Genomic DNA, 17,124 nt, shown 5'->3' with positions numbered 1-17,124 from the left:
GAAGATGTCAGATACCTCCACTAAGCCCCGGAGGTCCTCCTCACTTCAAGACTTCTGTCACCAACGTCATGGCCGAGTACAGCTAGCTCAGGGCGGCGCCGCCCGGAGCAGGCAGTTCATGGGCGGCGGGCAGGCCGTCCAAAGTCCGCCCCGCCAGAGTGCTCGCAACCCACAGGGAGCGGGCCAGGTCGCCGTCGTGTCCCGGCTTCGCGGCGTACCACAGCGCGTTCTCCACCTCCCGGGTGAGGCTCCACTGCCGGGCCGTTTCCGGGTCCAGCCCCGCCGCGTTGCTGAAGTCATTGCAGCGCTCCAGCAGCGCCAATTCAGGGGAGGCCTGCGGCAGTTCGGCGATCCGGTTCCACAGCACCGGCGCCACGCCGAACTCGGCCTCGCCGATCACCGGCTGCGGATCGATGGCACGGTAGCTGCCGGAGCCGGGAAGATCACCGGAACCGGGAAGCGGCAGGATGTTCATGAAATGGAGGTCGGCATGGACCAGGACGTCCTTGCCGGCCCGCCGGCCCACGGCGCCGCGGGTCTGGCACACCTCGAGGGCAGCCTCCAGGAGCCAGCGGGGGAACGGCCGGCCCAGCTGTTCCCAGTCGGCCGGAAGCTCGTCGCTCCAGCGTTCGGCCCTCGCAGCCGCGTGCTCGAAGTCCTCCCAGCCCGGACCCTCGCCGGCGTCGATGCTGAGTTGCCGCATCACCGTTCCCCAGGCGTCGCGGGCGTGGTCCAGCGGGGCATCCTGGAGCCAGCGGCCGGCGTCGAGCCGTTCAAGGAGCATGGAGCACGTGTCCTGGTCCGCCTCGAGCAGGCGCACAGCGCCGCGGCCGTCCCACAGCGTGAGCGCGCGGCTTTCGGGCAGGGCCTCGGGGTGGGGGAACGCGACCTTGAGCACAGCGGCCGTTCCGTCCCGCAGCACCGGAACCACGATTCCGCCGTGGCCGTTCCAGGGCTCCGCACCGGCGGGAAGGTCGATGGTGAGCCGCCAGCGCTCCAGGCCCGCCATAAGGAACCCGGGGAGCGCAGCCAGCCACGCCCTGCCCTCCGCGGAACGCGAATAGCGGGCCCGCAGATCGGCCGGCACCGGAATAACGCTGCTCATACCCGTCAGCCTATCCCCACCGCCTCCCTTGCCTCGTCCCTCGGCCGGGGAGCCGGGCGGCGTGGCCCCTCCGCGGCCTCCCTTGCCGTCCAAAGCCCCGCCCGGGCCGTCCGTTTGCCGATTCGCCAATCATGGCCGCTTGGCCGGGCCGGATAGCGGCCGAAAGTGGCGAAAGGTTTCCCGGATCAGGTGCCCCCGGGAATCGGCACGTTAATTCCCGGCTCCGGAAGGCCATGCATGGTGATCAGGAGTCTCACCTCCGTCTGCTTCGGAGAATCGGTCCCTGCGCGCATAAGGCTCCTGGCCCGCATTGCCCTCCGATATCCGGGGGCGCCCCTCTTGGTGTCCAGATACGCATCGAGGCCTTCGACGCTTGCCAGCGGATCGTGGCGGCGCAGCATGTGGTCCCCGGCAATCACGAGATCCTCATCGCCGAGAATCAACGCCAAGTCGAACCAGGTCCGCAGCGCCGAGGTGCATGTGACAAGGCGCCCCTGGGTGATTTCGTCTGGACGCAAACGGGACTCGTGGCCAACTACCCCGCTGCGCCGGACAGCACGGGCATCTGGCTGGCGGGTGAGATGGATCAGCACGTGGTCCTGCACCTCGAGCGGCAGCGGGAATCCCCACAACGCAGCCGCTGTTGTGTGGGATGCGATCGCTTTGGTGGCCGCACTCAGTGCCCTCACGCGTTCGAGCAGGCTGTTCTCGGTCCCGGCGGGTTGGCGCACTCCGTGGCATGGCGACTTGAGATCCAAAGCCCTGGTACGCCGCCTCGTCAGTCCCGCTTCACGAGCCTCGCTTACGGTCAGAGGCCATTCATGATGCCTTTCGCCAGTTCCGGACGCATTTCGCCGGGCTATTCCGGCCCAAAATGGCGAATCGTCGGGCCTGCGGGCTCCACCAACCTCAGATGACCCCGCTGGACCCCAGCAGGCTGCCCAGGCTGAACGTCGCCACCAACGCCAGGGCGCCGCCGACCACCACGCGCACGGCAGCCCGCGTCTTGGAACTGCCGCCGATCCATGCACCCACCGCGCCGGTCAGGGCCAGTGCCAGCAGCACAGACACGAACGTCAGGGGAACCCGCAGCGCCGGCGGCGGAAGCAGGATCGAAAGCAAGGGGAGGAGGGCGCCCAGGGTGAAGGCGACGGCGGACGCGAAGGCTGCGTGCCACGGGCTCACGATGCCCTCCTCGTCGATGTTCAGTTCGGCGGACAGATGGGCCGCAAGCGCATCGTGGGCTGTCAGTTCCTTCGCCACGGTCCAGGCGGTGCCGGAACTGAGGCCCTTGGATTCATAGATGGCGGCGAGCTCGGCCAGTTCTTCGACGGGTTGTTCCGCGAGTTCGCGGCGCTCTTTTTCGATCAGCGCCTTCTGGCTGTCGCTTTGGCTGCTGACGGACACGTACTCGCCCAACGCCATGGACACGGCGCCGCCAAGTGCGCCCGCCGCACCCGCCGCGAGGATCGCGCCCGTGTTGGTGGTTGCACCGGCCACGCCCACCACGATTGCGGCCACGGAGACGATCCCGTCGTTGGCGCCGAGCACACCCGCGCGCAGCCAGTTCAGCCGCTGGGCGATGTCGTTGTCGTGCGGTTCGTGGTCGTGGCGCGCGGCTTTTTCGGTGGATGCCATGGCTCCAGCCAAGCACTGTGGGGCGGCCGGCGCCAGCAAAGAAAGGCTGCCCTACCGCTCCGGGACGGCGGTGCGTGCGGGCAGGGTGGGCAACTCCGCGGGGTCGACCGGCAGGCCCGGCAGAATCCCGGGCGATATGCCCCAGGATTCCGTCCGGCGGGCGCCGCCCAGCAGTCCGGCCATGGCCCACTGCCGGGTTTCGCCGTCGGCGAGCGCCACCAGTTCGCCGTAGGCCGCGAGGGTGGCCGACTCCTGCTCGCCGAGTGCCGCGGCCGCGTGCGCCGCGAAGCCCGCCGGCAGCCGGTACCCGGCTTCGCGCGGCGGCGGCTCGGTGCAGTGCTGCCGGGCCAAGGCCTCGGCCTCGCGCAGCAGATCCTGGTGGCGGGCAAGATCCGCGGCGGCCGCTTCCGCGGCGGATCCATCGAGCCGCGCCAAGGCGACTTGATACACGTAGACGGCCTTCTGCTCGGCGCGGACGACGGCGGCCAGGGCCTCCCGGGGTCCCGCCTGGTCCGCTGTTGCGACCGCGGTTGCTGTCGCCGTCGAGCCTTTGCCGGCAGCGCAGGCGGCCGCGGCGGCAGGGGAGGAGACCGCCGTCGAAAGCAAGGAAGGGCTAACTGGCGCGGGCAGTCCCCAGGCTGCGGCGAGCCGCGCCGCCTCAAGGAACTGGGCTGTTCCGACGGCGGCCAGCAGGCGGGCCGTGCCGCCGTCGCTGTTTCCGGCGTCGGCCAGTCGCTCTGACGCGCTGCGGGCGAGCCAGGCGACGAAGCGGGTCTTGGTGACCGGCGCGAGTGCAGCGGACGAAGCGGACGCACTGGCGGACGGCGACGCCGCGGCCGGGGCGAGCAGCGCCCGTGCCTGGGTTTCCAGCAGGGCCACCGTGGACCCCGGGCTTCCGGAACCTTCCGCATCGGCCAGCAGGGCACGCGCTTCAGCGTAGGCTGCGGCCTTCGCGGTCTCGGAAAACGGCGGCTCCGGGGCAGGTCCTTCGTTGGGCGGCAGCAGCACGGCCCCGGTACCCACCACGAGGATTGCGAGCAACGACACAAGTGCGGGCTTCACCCAGCCACGGGGCCCCTGTTTTCCCGCAGGGCGCTCCGGATTTTCCGCACTCTTGTCATTCACAACAGTCCATGGTGTCACGTGCAGGGGCCGCCGGCGGAACCGCGGTGCACCACCCCGCCGTGAAACTCGATACCCTAGTACTCACAACAACATCGAACGGGAGGCGGCTGGCCAGTGAGTCATTCGGAAGCCAGGACTTCAACAGACCAGGCTGGAGCGCAGGCGGCAGCCGCCAGCAACCCCGAAGAAAGCAGGCTCAGGGCGCTGCTCGAACCTGTGGTCCAGGCCAGCAGGCTGTACCTCGAGGACGTTGCCGTCCAGGTGGCCGGTTCGCACCGCACCGTCCAGGTGGTCATCGACCTGCCGCAGGAGGAAACCGGCGGCGTGAGCCTCGACATCATCGCCGAGGTGTCCCGGGCCCTGTCCGATGTGCTGGACAACGACCCCAACGACGACGGCCGCCCCTACGACCTCGAAGTCTCCTCGCCCGGCGTCTCCCGTCCCCTGACCGAACCCCGCCACTGGCACCGCGCCCGCGGCCGCATGGTGAAAGTCAACGTCATCCAGGGCGAAAACCTCACGGGAAGGATCCAGTCCGTCGACGACGACGGCGTGACCCTGATCCCGGAACTCGAGGTCAAGAAGGGCATGAAGCCCAAGCAGGGCGACCCCGTCAAACTTCCCTTCGACAGGATCCGGCAAGGAAAAGTCGAAATTGAATTCAGCCACCTCGACGAGGCCGGGCTGGCAGACGAGTACAACGGACCTTCCGAGGAGGCCTAATGGATATTGACATGAGTGCGCTGAGGCTCCTGGAGCGCGAGCGCGAGATCCCGCTGGACCTCCTGATCCCCACCATCGAGCAGGCGCTCCTGGTGGCCTACCACAAGACGCCGGGCGCCTATGAAAAGGCCCGCGCGGAACTGGACCGCAAGAGCGGCCACGTGACCATCTGGGCCACCGAGTTCAACGACGACGGCGAAGCCGTCGGCGAGTTCGAGGACACCCCGGACGGCTTCGGCCGGATCGCGGCCAGCACCGCACGCCAGATCATCCTGCAGCGCCTGCGCGACGTCGAGGACGACAACGTCCTGGGCGAGTTCAAGGGCCGCGAAGGCGAACTGGTGGCAGGCCTGATCCAGCAGGGCAACAACCCGCACATGATCCAGGTCAACCTCGGCACCGTCGAAGCCCTGCTGCCGCCGCCCGAGCAGGTTCCCGGCGAGAAGTACACCCACGGCAGCCGCCTGCGCGCCTACGTGGTGGACGTGCACCGGGGCGCCAAGGGCCCTTCGATCACCCTGTCCCGTTCGCACCCCGGCCTGGTCCGTAAGCTGTTCGAACTGGAAGTGCCGGAGATCGCGGACCGCTCTGTCGAGATCGTGGCCCTGGCCCGCGAAGCCGGCCACCGGACAAAGATGGCCGTCAAGGCCAACGCCGCCGGCATCAATGCCAAGGGCGCGTGCATCGGCGAAATGGGTTCCCGCGTACGCGCCGTCATGACAGAACTGAATGACGAGAAGATCGACATCGTCGACTTCAGCGACGACCCGGCGACCTTCATCGCCAACTCCCTGTCGCCGTCGCGTGTGAATTCCGTCACCATCATCGACGAGTCCACCCGCTCCGCCCGCGTGGTGGTGCCGGACTACCAGCTGTCGCTCGCGATCGGCAAGGAGGGGCAGAACGCCCGCCTTGCGGCCAAGTTGACCGGCTGGCGCATCGATATCGTCTCCGACGCCGCGCAGGGCCAGGGCAACTAGGCCGCCCGCGGCACCCCCAGGACGCCCGGCAGTGCCGTGCCCGGATTCGGTGGCCGGGCGCCCGGGGGACTAGACTGGTTGGAGCCGGACTTGCGTCCGGTATCCGTTTTCCATGGCGCTGCATCGAATTGCGTTGATGTGCGTTGCCCCGTTCTGCGGGGCGGCATGCCCTCCGGGGCGGTGCGGCGGCGGGAAGCAGGAACGAAGAAGGACGGGTTAGGGCACTGAGGATGGTTGAACACCCAGTGGCCGCACCCGTTTCACGCGGGCACCAGCCCGAACGGACCTGCATCGGATGCCGGAAACGCGGAGCCCGGAACGAGCTGATCCGGCTTGTCGCCGAAGGCGGCGGTTCACCCGTCGTCCTGGTGGATGTACGACGCCGGATGGCTGGCCGGGGTGCGTGGCTGCACCCCAGCGGCAACTGCCTCCTGCTGGCAAGCAAACGGCGTGCCTTCGCCCGGGCCCTCGCGGGCGCAAGCGACACGGCCGCCGTCGAACGCTATCTCGCAGGCATGCCACCCGCGGAGGCTCCGGCCGACGCGGAACAACCGTCCAAACCTGAAAGCGGGTCAGAAAACTGATGGAAACCCGATGAGTTCCCAGCGATGAGTACGCAACGATGACAACTTTGTTGCGCTCTGCACAGGGCCTTTCAGCTGCGTCCGCGGCGGAGGCCCGCAGTAAGAAGTAGACGGTTCGTACCTGGCTCGGTGCGGACCGAGACAGGAGAAAAGTGGCCAAGTACCGCGTCCACGAGCTCGCGAAAGAGCTCGGAATCACCTCCAAGGAAGCAGTGACCAAACTGCAGGAACTGGGCGAATTCGTCCGTTCCGCTTCCTCCACCATCGAAGCCCCCGTTGTGCGGAAGCTTCGCAACGCCTACCCGGGTGCCGGTTCCGCCAAGGCGGACGCCCCGGCAGCACCTGCGGCTCCCGCCGCCCCGAAGGCACCCGCAGCCGCTGCCCCGGCAGCTCCCGCTGCCTCGCGCCCTGGCCCGGTTCCCGGCCCGGCTGCACCCAAGGCTCCGGCACCGGCAGCCCCTGCTGCTCCGGCTGCATCCACCCCGGCTCCGGCCGGCCCCGTAGCTGCCAAGCCCGGCGCCCGTCCGGCTCCGCGCAGCGAAGCCCCGGCTCCGTCCCGTCCCGGCCAGGCACCGCGTCCCGGCGGTCCCCGTCCGGGCAACAACCCGTTCGCCACGTCCCAGGGCATGCCCCGCGGCCGCGGTGAGGGCGACCGTGCCCCCCGTCCGGGCAACAACCCGTTCGCTACCTCCCAGGGCATGCCGCGTCCCGGCGGCGCGCGCACCGAAGGCGAGCGCCCTGGTGGTCCGCGTCCTGCCGCGGCAGGCGCCGGCGGTCCCCGTCCGGCAGCAGGCGCAGGCGGCCCCCGCCCGGGTGCTCCGCGTCCGGGTGCCCCGCGCCCCGGTGCACCGCGTCCGGGTGGCCCCCGTCCGACTCCGGGCATGATGCCCAACCGCACCGAACGTCCCGCGCCCGGCGCAGGCCGTCCGGGCGGTGCCGGTCGTCCCGGCGGTCCCGGCCGTCCGGGCGGTGCTCCCGGTACCGGCGGCGGCGGAGCTCCCGCAGGCGGCGGCTTCGGCAAGGGCGGCCGCGGCCGCGGCGGCACCCAGGGTGCCTTCGGCAAGGGCGGCGCAGGCCGTGGCAAGCAGCGCAAGTCGAAGCGTGCAAAGCGCCAGGAACTGGAGCAGATGAGCGCTCCGTCCCTGGGCGGCGTTTCGGTGCCCCGCGGCGACGGCAGCACTGTTGTCCGCCTCCGCCGTGGCTCCTCCATCACGGACTTTGCCGACAAGATCGAGGCAAACCCCGCCGCACTGGTGACCGTGCTGTTCCACCTCGGTGAAATGGCCACCGCCACGCAGTCCCTCGACGAGGACACCTTCGCACTGCTGGGCGAGGAACTGGGCTACAAGGTCCAGGTCGTGTCTCCGGAAGACGAAGAGCGCGAGCTGCTGGATTCCTTCGACATCGACCTCGAGGCCGAGCTGGAAGCCGAAGGCGACGACGTCCTCGAGGCGCGCCCGCCGGTTGTCACCGTCATGGGCCACGTCGACCACGGTAAGACCCGCCTGCTCGACGCCATCCGCAAGACCAATGTGGTGGCGGGCGAACACGGCGGCATCACCCAGCACATCGGTGCCTACCAGATCAGCCACGAGCACGAAGGTGCCATGCGCGAGATCACTTTCATCGATACCCCGGGTCACGAGGCGTTCACCGCCATGCGTGCCCGTGGTGCGAAGGTCACCGACATCGCCATCCTGGTGGTCGCAGCCGACGACGGCGTCATGCCGCAGACGGTCGAAGCACTCAACCACGCCCAGGCGGCCAACGTGCCGATCGTCGTCGCGGTCAACAAGATCGACAAGGACGGCGCCAACCCGGACAAGGTCAAGGGCCAGCTCACCGAGTACGGCCTGGTTCCCGAAGAATACGGTGGCGACACCATGTTCGTTGAGGTCTCTGCCCGCCAGAACCTCAACATCGAGGACCTGATCGATGCCGTCCTGCTCACCGCGGACGCCGCGCTCGACCTCCGTGCCAACCCGGACAAGGACGCACGAGGCATCGCGATCGAAGCCAACCTGGACAAGGGCCGCGGTTCCGTGGCCACCGTCCTGGTGCAGTCCGGCACCCTGGCCGTCGGTGACACGATCGTCGCCGGCACCGCCCACGGCCGCGTCCGTGCCATGTTCGACGAGGACGGCAACGCCCTGGACATCGCACTGCCGTCCCGCCCGGTCCAGGTCCTCGGCCTGTCCAACGTGCCGCGCGCCGGTGACACCTTCCTGGTGACCCCGGACGAGCGCACGGCCCGCCAGATCGCCGAAAAGCGTGAAGCAGCCGACCGCAACGCCGCCCTGGCCAAGCGCCGCAAGCGCATCAGCCTGGAAGACTTCGACAAGGCCGTGGCCGAAGGCAAGATCGACACCCTCAACCTCATCCTCAAGGGTGACGTCTCCGGTGCCGTGGAAGCCCTCGAAGACGCCCTGCTCAAGATCGATGTGGGCGACGAAGACGTGCAGCTGCGCGTCATCCACCGCGGCGTGGGTGCCATCACCCAGAACGACGTCAACCTCGCCACCGTGGACAACGCAATCATCATCGGCTTCAACGTCAAGCCGGCCGAGCGCGTTGCCGAACTGGCCGACCGTGAAGGCGTGGACATGCGCTTCTACTCGGTCATCTACGCGGCGATCGACGACATCGAGCTCGCTCTCAAGGGCATGCTCAAGCCGGAATACGAAGAATTCCAGCTGGGCACCGCCGAGGTCCGCGAAGTCTTCCGCTCCTCCAAGTTCGGAAACATCGCCGGCTCGATCGTCCGCTCCGGCATCATCCGCCGCAACACCAAGGCCCGCGTCATGCGCGACGGCAAGGTCATCGGGGAGAACCTCTCCGTCGACTCGCTCAAGCGCTTCAAGGACGACGCGACTGAGGTCCGCGAAGGGTTCGAATGTGGTATCGGCCTGGGGTCCTACAACGACCTCACCGAAGGCGACATCATCGAGACCTTCGAGATGCGCGAGAAGCCGCGCGTCTAGTTAGTCCAATGGCCGGGGCCTCACCTGCCGCTACGGCGGTAAGGGGGCCCCGCCCCTTCGCTGGGCGGCTGACGTCTTACGACGTCGGCCGCCCAGCTTCGGAAGGCCCGAAGCCACTCCCGGGCCCCCTTGCCGCCTTCGCGGCTTGAGCTTCCGGCGCTCCGTCATAGACTCGCCTGAGGCGGGTGGCATCCTGCATAACCCAAGTACGTCAGCCGCCAGTCGCCGTCGTACCCCAGATTTTCTTAGGAGTGGAAATGGCTGATCCGGCACGTGCAGCGAAATTGGCGCAGCGGATTAAGGTTGTTGTTGCCGAGGCGTTGGGCCGGCGGGTCAAGGATCCCCGGGTGGAGGCCATCACCATTACCGATGCCCGGGTCACCAACGACCTCCAGCACGCCACCGTGTACTACACCGTCTTCGGCGACGACGCCGCCCACGCCGATGCCGCCAAGGCACTCGAGAAGGCCAAGGGCGTGCTCCGGCAGGAAGTCGGCCGCAACATCACCGTGCGGCTGACCCCCACGCTCGAGTTCGTCCCGGACATGGTGCCCGTCAACGCCTCCAACCTGGAGGAACTGCTGCGCACCGCCAAGCAGCGCGACGCCGAGGTGGCCGCCCTCGCGGCAGGTGCCACGCACGCCGGCGACGCCGACCCCTACAAGAGCGACGCGCCCCGCGATGAAGACATCGACGAGGACGACTTCGACGAAGAGGACATCGACCTGCGGGACGATGAAGACATCGACGAGGACAACGGCCGCTAGACAGCGCACCGGGGCCGCTAAGATCGGACCATGACTGCGGACCCTGATCCCGGACGTTATCTCGAACACGCCATCCGGCTCGCCGTGCAGAACGTCGGTGACGGCGGCGGGCCGTTCGGCGCCGTCGTCGTCACCGCAGACGGGACCGTCCACGAAGGCAGCAACCGGGTCACCCGCGACAACGACCCCACCGCGCACGCGGAGGTGGTGGCCATCCGCCGGGCCGCAGCGGCCAGCGGCAGCTTCGACCTCAGCGGCGCCGTCCTCTACGCCAGTTGCGAACCCTGCCCACTGTGCCTGTCCGCAGCCCTGTGGGGCAGGATCGAGCGGGTCTACTTCGCCGCGGACCGGCACGGCGCCGCCCGCGCCGGATTCGACGACGCCGTGTTCTATGAATACTTCGACGGCAGCCGCCCGGACCTGCTGCCGGTGCAGCACGCAGAGGTCGACGGCGCCGAGGAACCTTTCGACGCCTGGCGGCACAACGAGAACCGCACGGAGTACTAGATATACTGGGAGGCGTGCTTTCTGGACTGGTGATTGTCGACAAGCCGCAGGGATGGACCAGCCACGACGTGGTTGGACGGATGCGGAGGCTGGCCGGTACCCGGAAAGTCGGCCATGCGGGGACCCTCGACCCCATGGCCACCGGCGTCCTCGTCCTCGGCATCAACAAGGCCACGCGCCTGCTGAGCTTCATCGTCGGCACCACCAAGAGCTACTCCGCCACCATCCGGCTGGGTGAAGCCACCACCACCGACGACGCCGAAGGCGACGTCACCGCCGCCCACAGCGCCGACACGGTGACGGACGAAGCAATCCAGCGCGGCGTCGCAGCCCTCCGCGGAGACATCCAGCAGGTGCCCAGCAGCGTCAGTGCCATCAAGGTCAATGGCGAACGCTCCTACGCCCGCGTTCGCTCCGGCGAGGAAGTGAAGCTCGCCGCCCGGCCCGTCACCATCCACCGCTTCGACGTGCTGGACATCCGGAAGATCGACGGCGGCCGCGTCGTCGACGTCGACGTCGAAGTCGACTGCTCCTCCGGGACGTACATCCGGGCCCTGGCGCGCGACCTCGGCGAGGCGCTCGGCGTCGGCGGCCACCTCACCGCCCTGCGCCGCACCAAAGTGGGCCCCTACACGCTGGAGCAGGCCCGCACGCTGGAGGAACTCGCGGAGGAACTGGACATCCTGGAGATGTCCCAGGCCGCCCGCGCCCTCATGCCCAGCCGCGAGCTGAGCGAGGCCGAAAGCATCGAGATCTCCTACGGCCGCCGCATCGCCGCCGGCCCTGCCGCGGGAACCCCGGACGCGGCAACGCCAGACAAGCCGGTGGCTGCCTTCGCCCCCTCCGGCGAACTGGTGGCGCTGCTGGCCGACGCCGGCAACCACGCCAAACCCGTCCTGGTCTTCGCGCCCGGCAACGAGAAGGCGGCCGGCTGAGCGTGGACGGCTACTTCTATGCGGTGCTGGCCGTCGGCCTGATCTCCACCGTTACCTGCATCGTGGCGGGCCTGATGAAGAAGGCCCCGAACGACGTCACCATCCTCTCGGTGGCCGCCGTCGAACTCGTCCTGCTGGTCTACCTGGTGGGTTCGATCATCCGGGTGATCGCGGGGGAGCGGATCGCCGGTGAGGCGTGGGAGTTCTGGGGCTACCTGGCCACCGCCCTCATGCTCCCGCTGGGCGCGGTGTACTGGTCCATCCTGGAACGGACCCGTTGGAGCAACTTCGTCCTCGCCGCCGTCGGCGTCACCGCGCTGGTGATGGCCGCCCGCATGAACCAGATCTGGTACTGACATGAAAGAAGCACCGAAGGTGTCCACACAGACCAAGCCGGCCAAGAGCCGGGACACCCGCAACACTGGCCCCGGGCGGCTGCTGATCGCCGTCTACGCCGTGTTCGCGATCTCCGCGACGGCGCGCGCCGGCTACCAGATCGCCACCAAGTTCGCCGAAGCGCCCCTGGCACACCTCCTCTCGGCCTTCGCCGCAGTCGTGTACCTGGTTGCCACCGTTTCCCTGGCCAAGCCTGGCCGCACGTGGTTCAAGGTGTCCCTGGCCGCGGTGCTCGTGGAACTCGTCGGGGTGATTGTGGTCGGCGCGTTCAGCCTCTTCGACCCCGTGGCCTTCCCGCACGACACCGTCTGGTCCCTTTTCGGCCGCGGCTACGGTTTCGTGCCGCTGGTCCTGCCGGTCCTGGGCCTGCTGTGGCTGAACAAGCGCCGGCCCGGCAAGGCCGACCCGGCTTCGGCGAACGCGCAGTAACCGAACGGGTACCCTTAGAGAGTTCCGGCGCCGGACCAGGCCGCCGGTGGTAGTGAACAGCCGTGAGTGGCTGAACAGCAGCAAAAGGCGAGGTTGATGGTCCACATCTGGAACGATCCCAGCGAAGTCCCCGAGGACTTCGGCCCCAATGTCGTTACCATCGGAAACTTTGACGGCGTCCACCGCGGGCACCAGGAGGTCCTCGCGCACCTCCTGAGCACCGCCACGCAGCGCGGCAACCGCTCCGTCGTCGTCACCTTCGACCCCCACCCGGCGCAGGTCCACCGCCCGGAATCGGCGCCGGAACTGCTGATGGGCCTGCAGGACAAGCTGGACGCCCTGGCCGCGACCGGCGTCGACGCCGTCCTGGTGATGAAGTACAACCTGGACCTGGCTGGCATGACCCCCGAAGAATTCGCCCGCGGCATCCTCGTTGACGGACTGCGCGCCGCCCACGTCGTGGTGGGCCACGACCTGCGCTTCGGCGCCGGCAACTCCGGCGACGTGGGCACCATGCAGGAGCTGGGCAAGGCCCTGGGCTTCGACGTCACCGTGGTCGACGAGTACGGCGCCGGCGGAGCGCCGCTACCGGCCGACGGCGGCGCCTGGCACGACGGCGACACCGGCCGCCGCTGCTCCTCCACCTGGGTGCGCGAGGCACTCGCCGAGGGCGACGTCGCCACCGCCACCGCGGTGCTCGGCCGTCCGCACCGAATGCGCGGCGAGGTGGTGCACGGTGCCGCGCGCGGCCGCGCCCTGGGATTCCCCACCGCCAACCTGGCGCACGACGCCACCGGCTATGTTCCGGCCGACGGCATCTACGCCGGCTGGCTGGTCGACGCCGCCGGCACCCGCTGGCCCGCCGCCATCTCCGTCGGCTCCAACCCGACCTTCGACGGCGTAAGCCGGCAGGTCGAGGCGCACGTGATCGACCGCCCGGAGGAGGCAGTGGAGGCCTTCGACCTGTACGGTCAGACCGTCGTCGTCGAATTCACCGCGCGGCTGCGCGGCATGGTCGCCTACCGCGGACCGGAAGCGCTCGTGGAGCAGATGCGCTTGGACGTCATCCAGGCCCACGGCATCCTGTTCGGCAGCCCTGCGAAATGAGCCCGGTCAAATGAGCATCGAAAAGAACACCCGCCAACTCGAGGATGGCATCGTCCGGGACTTCAGCACCCGGATGAGCTACGGCTCCTACCTCCAGCTGCCCGTGCTGCTGAGCGCGCAGCAACCGGTCAGCGAACCCGAGCACCACGACGAACTGCTGTTCATTATCCAGCACCAGACCACCGAACTGTGGCTCAAGCTGGTGCTGCACGAACTCCGCAGCGCCGCCGCCTGGCTGCGCAGCGACGACCTCGGCGCCGCGCTCAAGGCGATCGCCCGGGTCAAGCACATCCAGAAGACCCTCACCGAGCAGTGGTCCGTCCTGGCCACGCTCACGCCCACGGAGTACTCCCAGTTCCGCGGATTCCTCGGCAACTCCTCCGGTTTCCAGTCCGCCCAGTACCGTGCGGTGGAGTTCGCCCTCGGCAACAAGAACGCCAAGATGCTGCCGGTGTTCGAGGCGGAGCCGGAGTCCCGGGCCATGCTCGAAGAACTCCTGCACGCTCCGAGCATCTACGACGAATTCCTGGCCTACCTGCACCGGCAGGGCTTCGACGTCCCCGCGTCCGTGCTGGACCGCGACGTCACCCAGGCACACGAATTCGCCCCCGAACTTGTGCCGCTCTTCAAGCACATCTACGAGAACGCGCGGGACAACTGGGGCGCCTACGAAGCCTGCGAGGAACTCGTGGACCTCGAAGACAACTTCCAGCTGTGGCGCTTCCGCCACCTGCGCACCGTCCAGCGGACCATCGGCATGAAGGCCGGAACCGGCGGCTCCAGCGGTGTCGCGTTCCTGCAGAAGGCCCTCGAACTGACGTTCTTCCCGGAGCTCTTCGCCGTGCGCACCGAAATCGGCCGCTGACCCGCCCCGTTCCGGGCCCTCCCGCGTTTCGACAACTCCGGCGCCCTGCCGGTAAACTTGATGATGGTTCGGCTGCAGTCCGTGGCGGCTGGACCTGTTGCGTGTGCGGCCACCGCCACCCAGCAACCCGGCAGTGAAGCGCTGACTCGGGACGCACGGCACAACTCTAGGAGTTCATGTGGCACTCGACGCCGCTGTAAAGCAGTCCATCATCAAGGAATACGCAACCTCCGAAGGCGACACCGGTTCGCCCGAGGTCCAGATTGCTGTCCTGACTCAGCGGATCAAGGATCTGACTGAGCACATGAAGGAGCACAAGCACGACTTCCACACCCAGCGCGGCCTGCTCGCACTGGTCGGTCGTCGCAAGCGCATGCTGACCTACCTGAAGAACGTTGACATCGCCCGCTACCGTTCGCTCATCGAGCGTCTCGGCCTGCGCCGCTAGTTTGACTTCGGGCGGCCCGATCCCCAGGGAACGGGCCGCCCGCTTCACGCACAACTACATCCAAGGAAATCAACCGCATCGCGCATTCGCGGTCCTCGGTAGTGATCCCCGGGAACGCCCGTCCATTCCGACGGCGGAGCCCGAGGGTCTCGATCGATGACCGGGTGTCGTACAGGCTCGGAACCGTCCGGCCTGGGTTGGTGCGGCGGACTTCCGCTACCAAGAAACGGAGGTGACTCTCAATGGAGGGTCCCGAAATCCAGTTCTCCGAAGCCATCATCGACAACGGCCGCTTCGGCAAGCGTGTCATCCGCTTCGAAACCGGCCGCCTCGCCAAGCAGGCCGCCGGCGCCGCGATGGTCTACATCGACGACGACACCGCCCTGCTGTCCGCCACCACCGCCGGCAAGTCCCCGCGCGAAGGCTTCGACTTCTTCCCGCTGACCGTGGACGTCGAAGAGCGCATGTACGCCGCCGGCCGCATCCCGGGCTCGTTCTTCCGCCGCGAAGGCCGCCCCTCCACCGAGGCCATCCTGGCCTGCCGCCTCATGGACCGCCCGCTGCGCCCCGCCTTCGTCAAGGGTCTGCGCAACGAGGTCCAGATCGTCGTCACCGTCCTGGCGATCAACCCGGACGAGCTCTACGACGTGGTGGCCATCAACGCCTCCTCCATCTCCACCCAGCTCTCCGGCCTGCCGTTCTCCGGCCCGATCGGCGGCGTCCGCGTTGCCCTCATCGCCGACGAGCAGGGCAGCCAGTGGGTTGCCTTCCCGAAGCACTCCCAGCTCGAGAACGCAGTGTTCGACATGGTGGTTGCCGGCCGCATCGCCGGTGACGACGTGGCGATCATGATGGTCGAAGCCGAAGCCACGGACAACTCCTGGAGCCTCATCAAGGAACAGGGCGCCACCGCTCCCACCGAAGAGGTCGTGGCAGAAGGCCTCGAGGCCGCCAAGCCGTTCATCAAGGCCCTGTGCGAAGCCCAGGCCGACCTGGCTGCCCGCGCCGCCAAGCCCACGGTCGAGTTCCCGATCTTCCTGGACTACCAGGACGACGTCTACGCCGCCGTCAAGGCCGCCGCCGAGGACAAGCTCGCCGCCGTCTTCCAGATCGCCGACAAGCAGGACCGCGACAACGCCTCCGACGAGCTCAAGGACGAGGTCCTCGCAGCCCTCGCCGGCGAGTTCGAAGGCCGCGAGAAGGAACTCTCCGCAGCGTTCCGCTCCGTCACCAAGCAGGTGGTGCGCCAGCGCATCCTCAAGGACCAGGTCCGCATCGACGGCCGTGGCCTGACGGACATCCGCCAGCTCACCGCCGAGGTTGAGGTCCTGCCCCGCGTGCACGGCTCCGCCATCTTCGAGCGCGGCGAAACCCAGATCATGGGCGTCACCACGCTGAACATGCTCAAGATGGAGCAGCAGATCGACTCCCTGTCGCCGGAGAAGACCAAGCGCTACATGCACAACTACAACTTCCCGCCGTACTCCACCGGCGAGACCGGCCGCGTCGGCTCCCCGAAGCGCCGCGAAATCGGCCACGGCGCCCTCGCCGAGCGCGCCCTGGTTCCCGTGCTGCCCAGCCGCGAGGAATTCCCCTACGCCATCCGCCAGGTGTCCGAGGCCCTCGGCTCCAACGGTTCGACGTCGATGGGTTCCGTCTGCGCCTCCACCCTGTCGCTGCTCAACGCCGGTGTGCCGCTGAAGGCTCCGGTTGCCGGCATCGCCATGGGCCTGGTCTCCGACGAGGTCGACGGCCAGACCCGCTACGCCGCCCTGACCGACATCCTCGGTGCCGAAGACGCCTTCGGTGACATGGACTTCAAGGTCGCCGGTACCTCCGAGTTCGTCACGGCCATCCAGCTGGACACCAAGCTCGACGGCATCCCGGCCTCGGTCCTGGCCGCCGCCCTGAAGCAGGCCCGCGAAGCCCGCCTGCACATCCTGGACGTCCTGAATGCCGCGATCGACACCCCGGACGAGCTCTCCGAGTTCGCTCCGCGCGTCATCGCCGTCAAGATCCCCGTGGACAAGATCGGCGAGGTCATCGGCCCCAAGGGCAAGATGATCAACCAGATCCAGGAAGACACCGGCGCCGATATCTCCATCGAGGACGACGGCACGGTCTACATCGGCGCCACCAACGGTCCGTCTGCCGAAGCAGCACGTTCCGCGATCAACGCCATCGCCAACCCGCAGGTCCCGGAAATCGGAGAGCGCTACCTGGGCACGGTCGTCAAGACCACCACCTTTGGCGCCTTCGTCTCCCTGACCCCGGGCAAGGACGGCCTGCTGCACATCTCCGAGCTGCGCAAGCTGGCCAACGGCAAGCGCGTGGACAACGTCGAGGACGTGGTCTCCGTCGGCCAGAAGGTCCAGGTGGAAATCACCAAGATCGATGACCGCGGCAAGCTCTCCCTCTCCCCGGTCGTGGCCGAGGAAGAAGGCGCAGCCGCCGAGGAAGCTCCCGCCGGGGAATCCGCCGAATAGGCACTCCCGGCACAGGCCGCGGGGCCGGTGGCACGTCCACCGGCCCCG

At 68.3% G+C, this 17,124-nt stretch carries 17 protein-coding genes; 13 read left to right on the top strand and 4 right to left on the bottom strand.

Going from position 1 to position 17,124, the window contains the following annotated elements:
• Positions 1 to 82: 82 nt before the first annotated feature.
• The 4 genes from D3654_RS12410 to D3654_RS12395 form a co-directional block, all read right to left on the bottom strand.
• Positions 83 to 1,105, bottom strand: a complete 1,023-nt coding sequence (locus tag D3654_RS12410; protein ID WP_120521805.1) for an aminoglycoside phosphotransferase family protein — start codon at positions 1,103 to 1,105, stop codon at positions 83 to 85.
• 185 nt (positions 1,106 to 1,290) lie between these two features.
• Positions 1,291 to 1,794 (bottom strand): hypothetical protein, encoded by a 504-nt coding sequence (locus D3654_RS12405; RefSeq protein WP_162943726.1) that lies wholly within the window; start codon positions 1,792 to 1,794, stop codon positions 1,291 to 1,293.
• 220 nt (positions 1,795 to 2,014) lie between these two features.
• A complete protein-coding gene (locus tag D3654_RS12400) occupies positions 2,015 to 2,743 on the bottom strand; it encodes a VIT1/CCC1 transporter family protein (RefSeq protein ID WP_120521803.1) in 729 nt (242 codons plus the stop codon).
• Positions 2,744 to 2,794: 51 nt separating this feature from the next.
• A complete protein-coding gene (locus D3654_RS12395) occupies positions 2,795 to 3,790 on the bottom strand; it encodes a DUF4439 domain-containing protein (RefSeq protein ID WP_245413206.1) in 996 nt (331 codons plus the stop codon).
• 192 nt (positions 3,791 to 3,982) lie between these two features.
• Between D3654_RS12395 and rimP the strand changes: the two genes are divergently transcribed.
• From rimP to D3654_RS12330, 13 genes are all read left to right on the top strand, one after another.
• Positions 3,983 to 4,591 (top strand): ribosome maturation factor RimP, encoded by a 609-nt coding sequence (rimP, locus tag D3654_RS12390; protein WP_120521802.1) that lies wholly within the window; start codon positions 3,983 to 3,985, stop codon positions 4,589 to 4,591.
• Entirely contained in the window at positions 4,591 to 5,571 is a 981-nt protein-coding gene (gene nusA, locus D3654_RS12385; protein WP_120521801.1) for a transcription termination factor NusA, read from the top strand. Before rimP ends, nusA begins: the two co-directional genes overlap by 1 nt.
• A gap of 230 nt (positions 5,572 to 5,801) precedes the next feature.
• Complete coding sequence (locus D3654_RS12380) at positions 5,802 to 6,155, top strand: YlxR family protein (protein WP_120521800.1); 354 nt, start codon at positions 5,802 to 5,804, stop codon at positions 6,153 to 6,155.
• Between the two features lie 152 nt (positions 6,156 to 6,307).
• Positions 6,308 to 9,136, top strand: a complete 2,829-nt coding sequence (gene infB, locus D3654_RS12375; protein ID WP_120521799.1) for a translation initiation factor IF-2 — start codon at positions 6,308 to 6,310, stop codon at positions 9,134 to 9,136.
• A gap of 257 nt (positions 9,137 to 9,393) precedes the next feature.
• Entirely contained in the window at positions 9,394 to 9,903 is a 510-nt protein-coding gene (rbfA, locus tag D3654_RS12370; protein ID WP_120521798.1) for a 30S ribosome-binding factor RbfA, read from the top strand.
• A gap of 30 nt (positions 9,904 to 9,933) precedes the next feature.
• Entirely contained in the window at positions 9,934 to 10,410 is a 477-nt protein-coding gene (locus tag D3654_RS12365) for a nucleoside deaminase (RefSeq protein WP_120521797.1), read from the top strand.
• A gap of 14 nt (positions 10,411 to 10,424) precedes the next feature.
• Complete coding sequence (truB, locus tag D3654_RS12360) at positions 10,425 to 11,345, top strand: tRNA pseudouridine(55) synthase TruB (RefSeq protein WP_120521796.1); 921 nt, start codon at positions 10,425 to 10,427, stop codon at positions 11,343 to 11,345.
• A gap of 2 nt (positions 11,346 to 11,347) precedes the next feature.
• On the top strand, positions 11,348 to 11,701 hold the full coding sequence (locus tag D3654_RS12355; RefSeq protein WP_120521795.1) for a hypothetical protein: 354 nt from the start codon (positions 11,348 to 11,350) through the stop codon (positions 11,699 to 11,701).
• 1 nt (position 11,702) lies between these two features.
• Positions 11,703 to 12,170 (top strand): hypothetical protein, encoded by a 468-nt coding sequence (locus tag D3654_RS12350; RefSeq protein WP_120521794.1) that lies wholly within the window; start codon positions 11,703 to 11,705, stop codon positions 12,168 to 12,170.
• A 96-nt stretch (positions 12,171 to 12,266) separates the two neighbouring features.
• Entirely contained in the window at positions 12,267 to 13,277 is a 1,011-nt protein-coding gene (locus D3654_RS12345) for a bifunctional riboflavin kinase/FAD synthetase (protein ID WP_120521793.1), read from the top strand.
• A gap of 10 nt (positions 13,278 to 13,287) precedes the next feature.
• Entirely contained in the window at positions 13,288 to 14,142 is an 855-nt protein-coding gene (gene kynA, locus D3654_RS12340) for a tryptophan 2,3-dioxygenase (protein WP_120521792.1), read from the top strand.
• 178 nt (positions 14,143 to 14,320) lie between these two features.
• A complete protein-coding gene (gene rpsO, locus D3654_RS12335; RefSeq protein WP_070350904.1) occupies positions 14,321 to 14,590 on the top strand; it encodes a 30S ribosomal protein S15 in 270 nt (89 codons plus the stop codon).
• A 242-nt stretch (positions 14,591 to 14,832) separates the two neighbouring features.
• Positions 14,833 to 17,076: a polyribonucleotide nucleotidyltransferase gene (locus D3654_RS12330; RefSeq protein WP_120521791.1), complete on the top strand. Its 2,244-nt coding sequence runs from the start codon at positions 14,833 to 14,835 to the stop codon at positions 17,074 to 17,076.
• Positions 17,077 to 17,124 lie beyond the last annotated feature (48 nt).

The organism is Arthrobacter celericrescens (genome assembly GCF_003614925.1).
GTDB lineage: Bacteria > Actinomycetota > Actinomycetes > Actinomycetales > Micrococcaceae > Arthrobacter > Arthrobacter celericrescens.
This window is presented reverse-complemented; position numbering and strand designations above follow the sequence as displayed.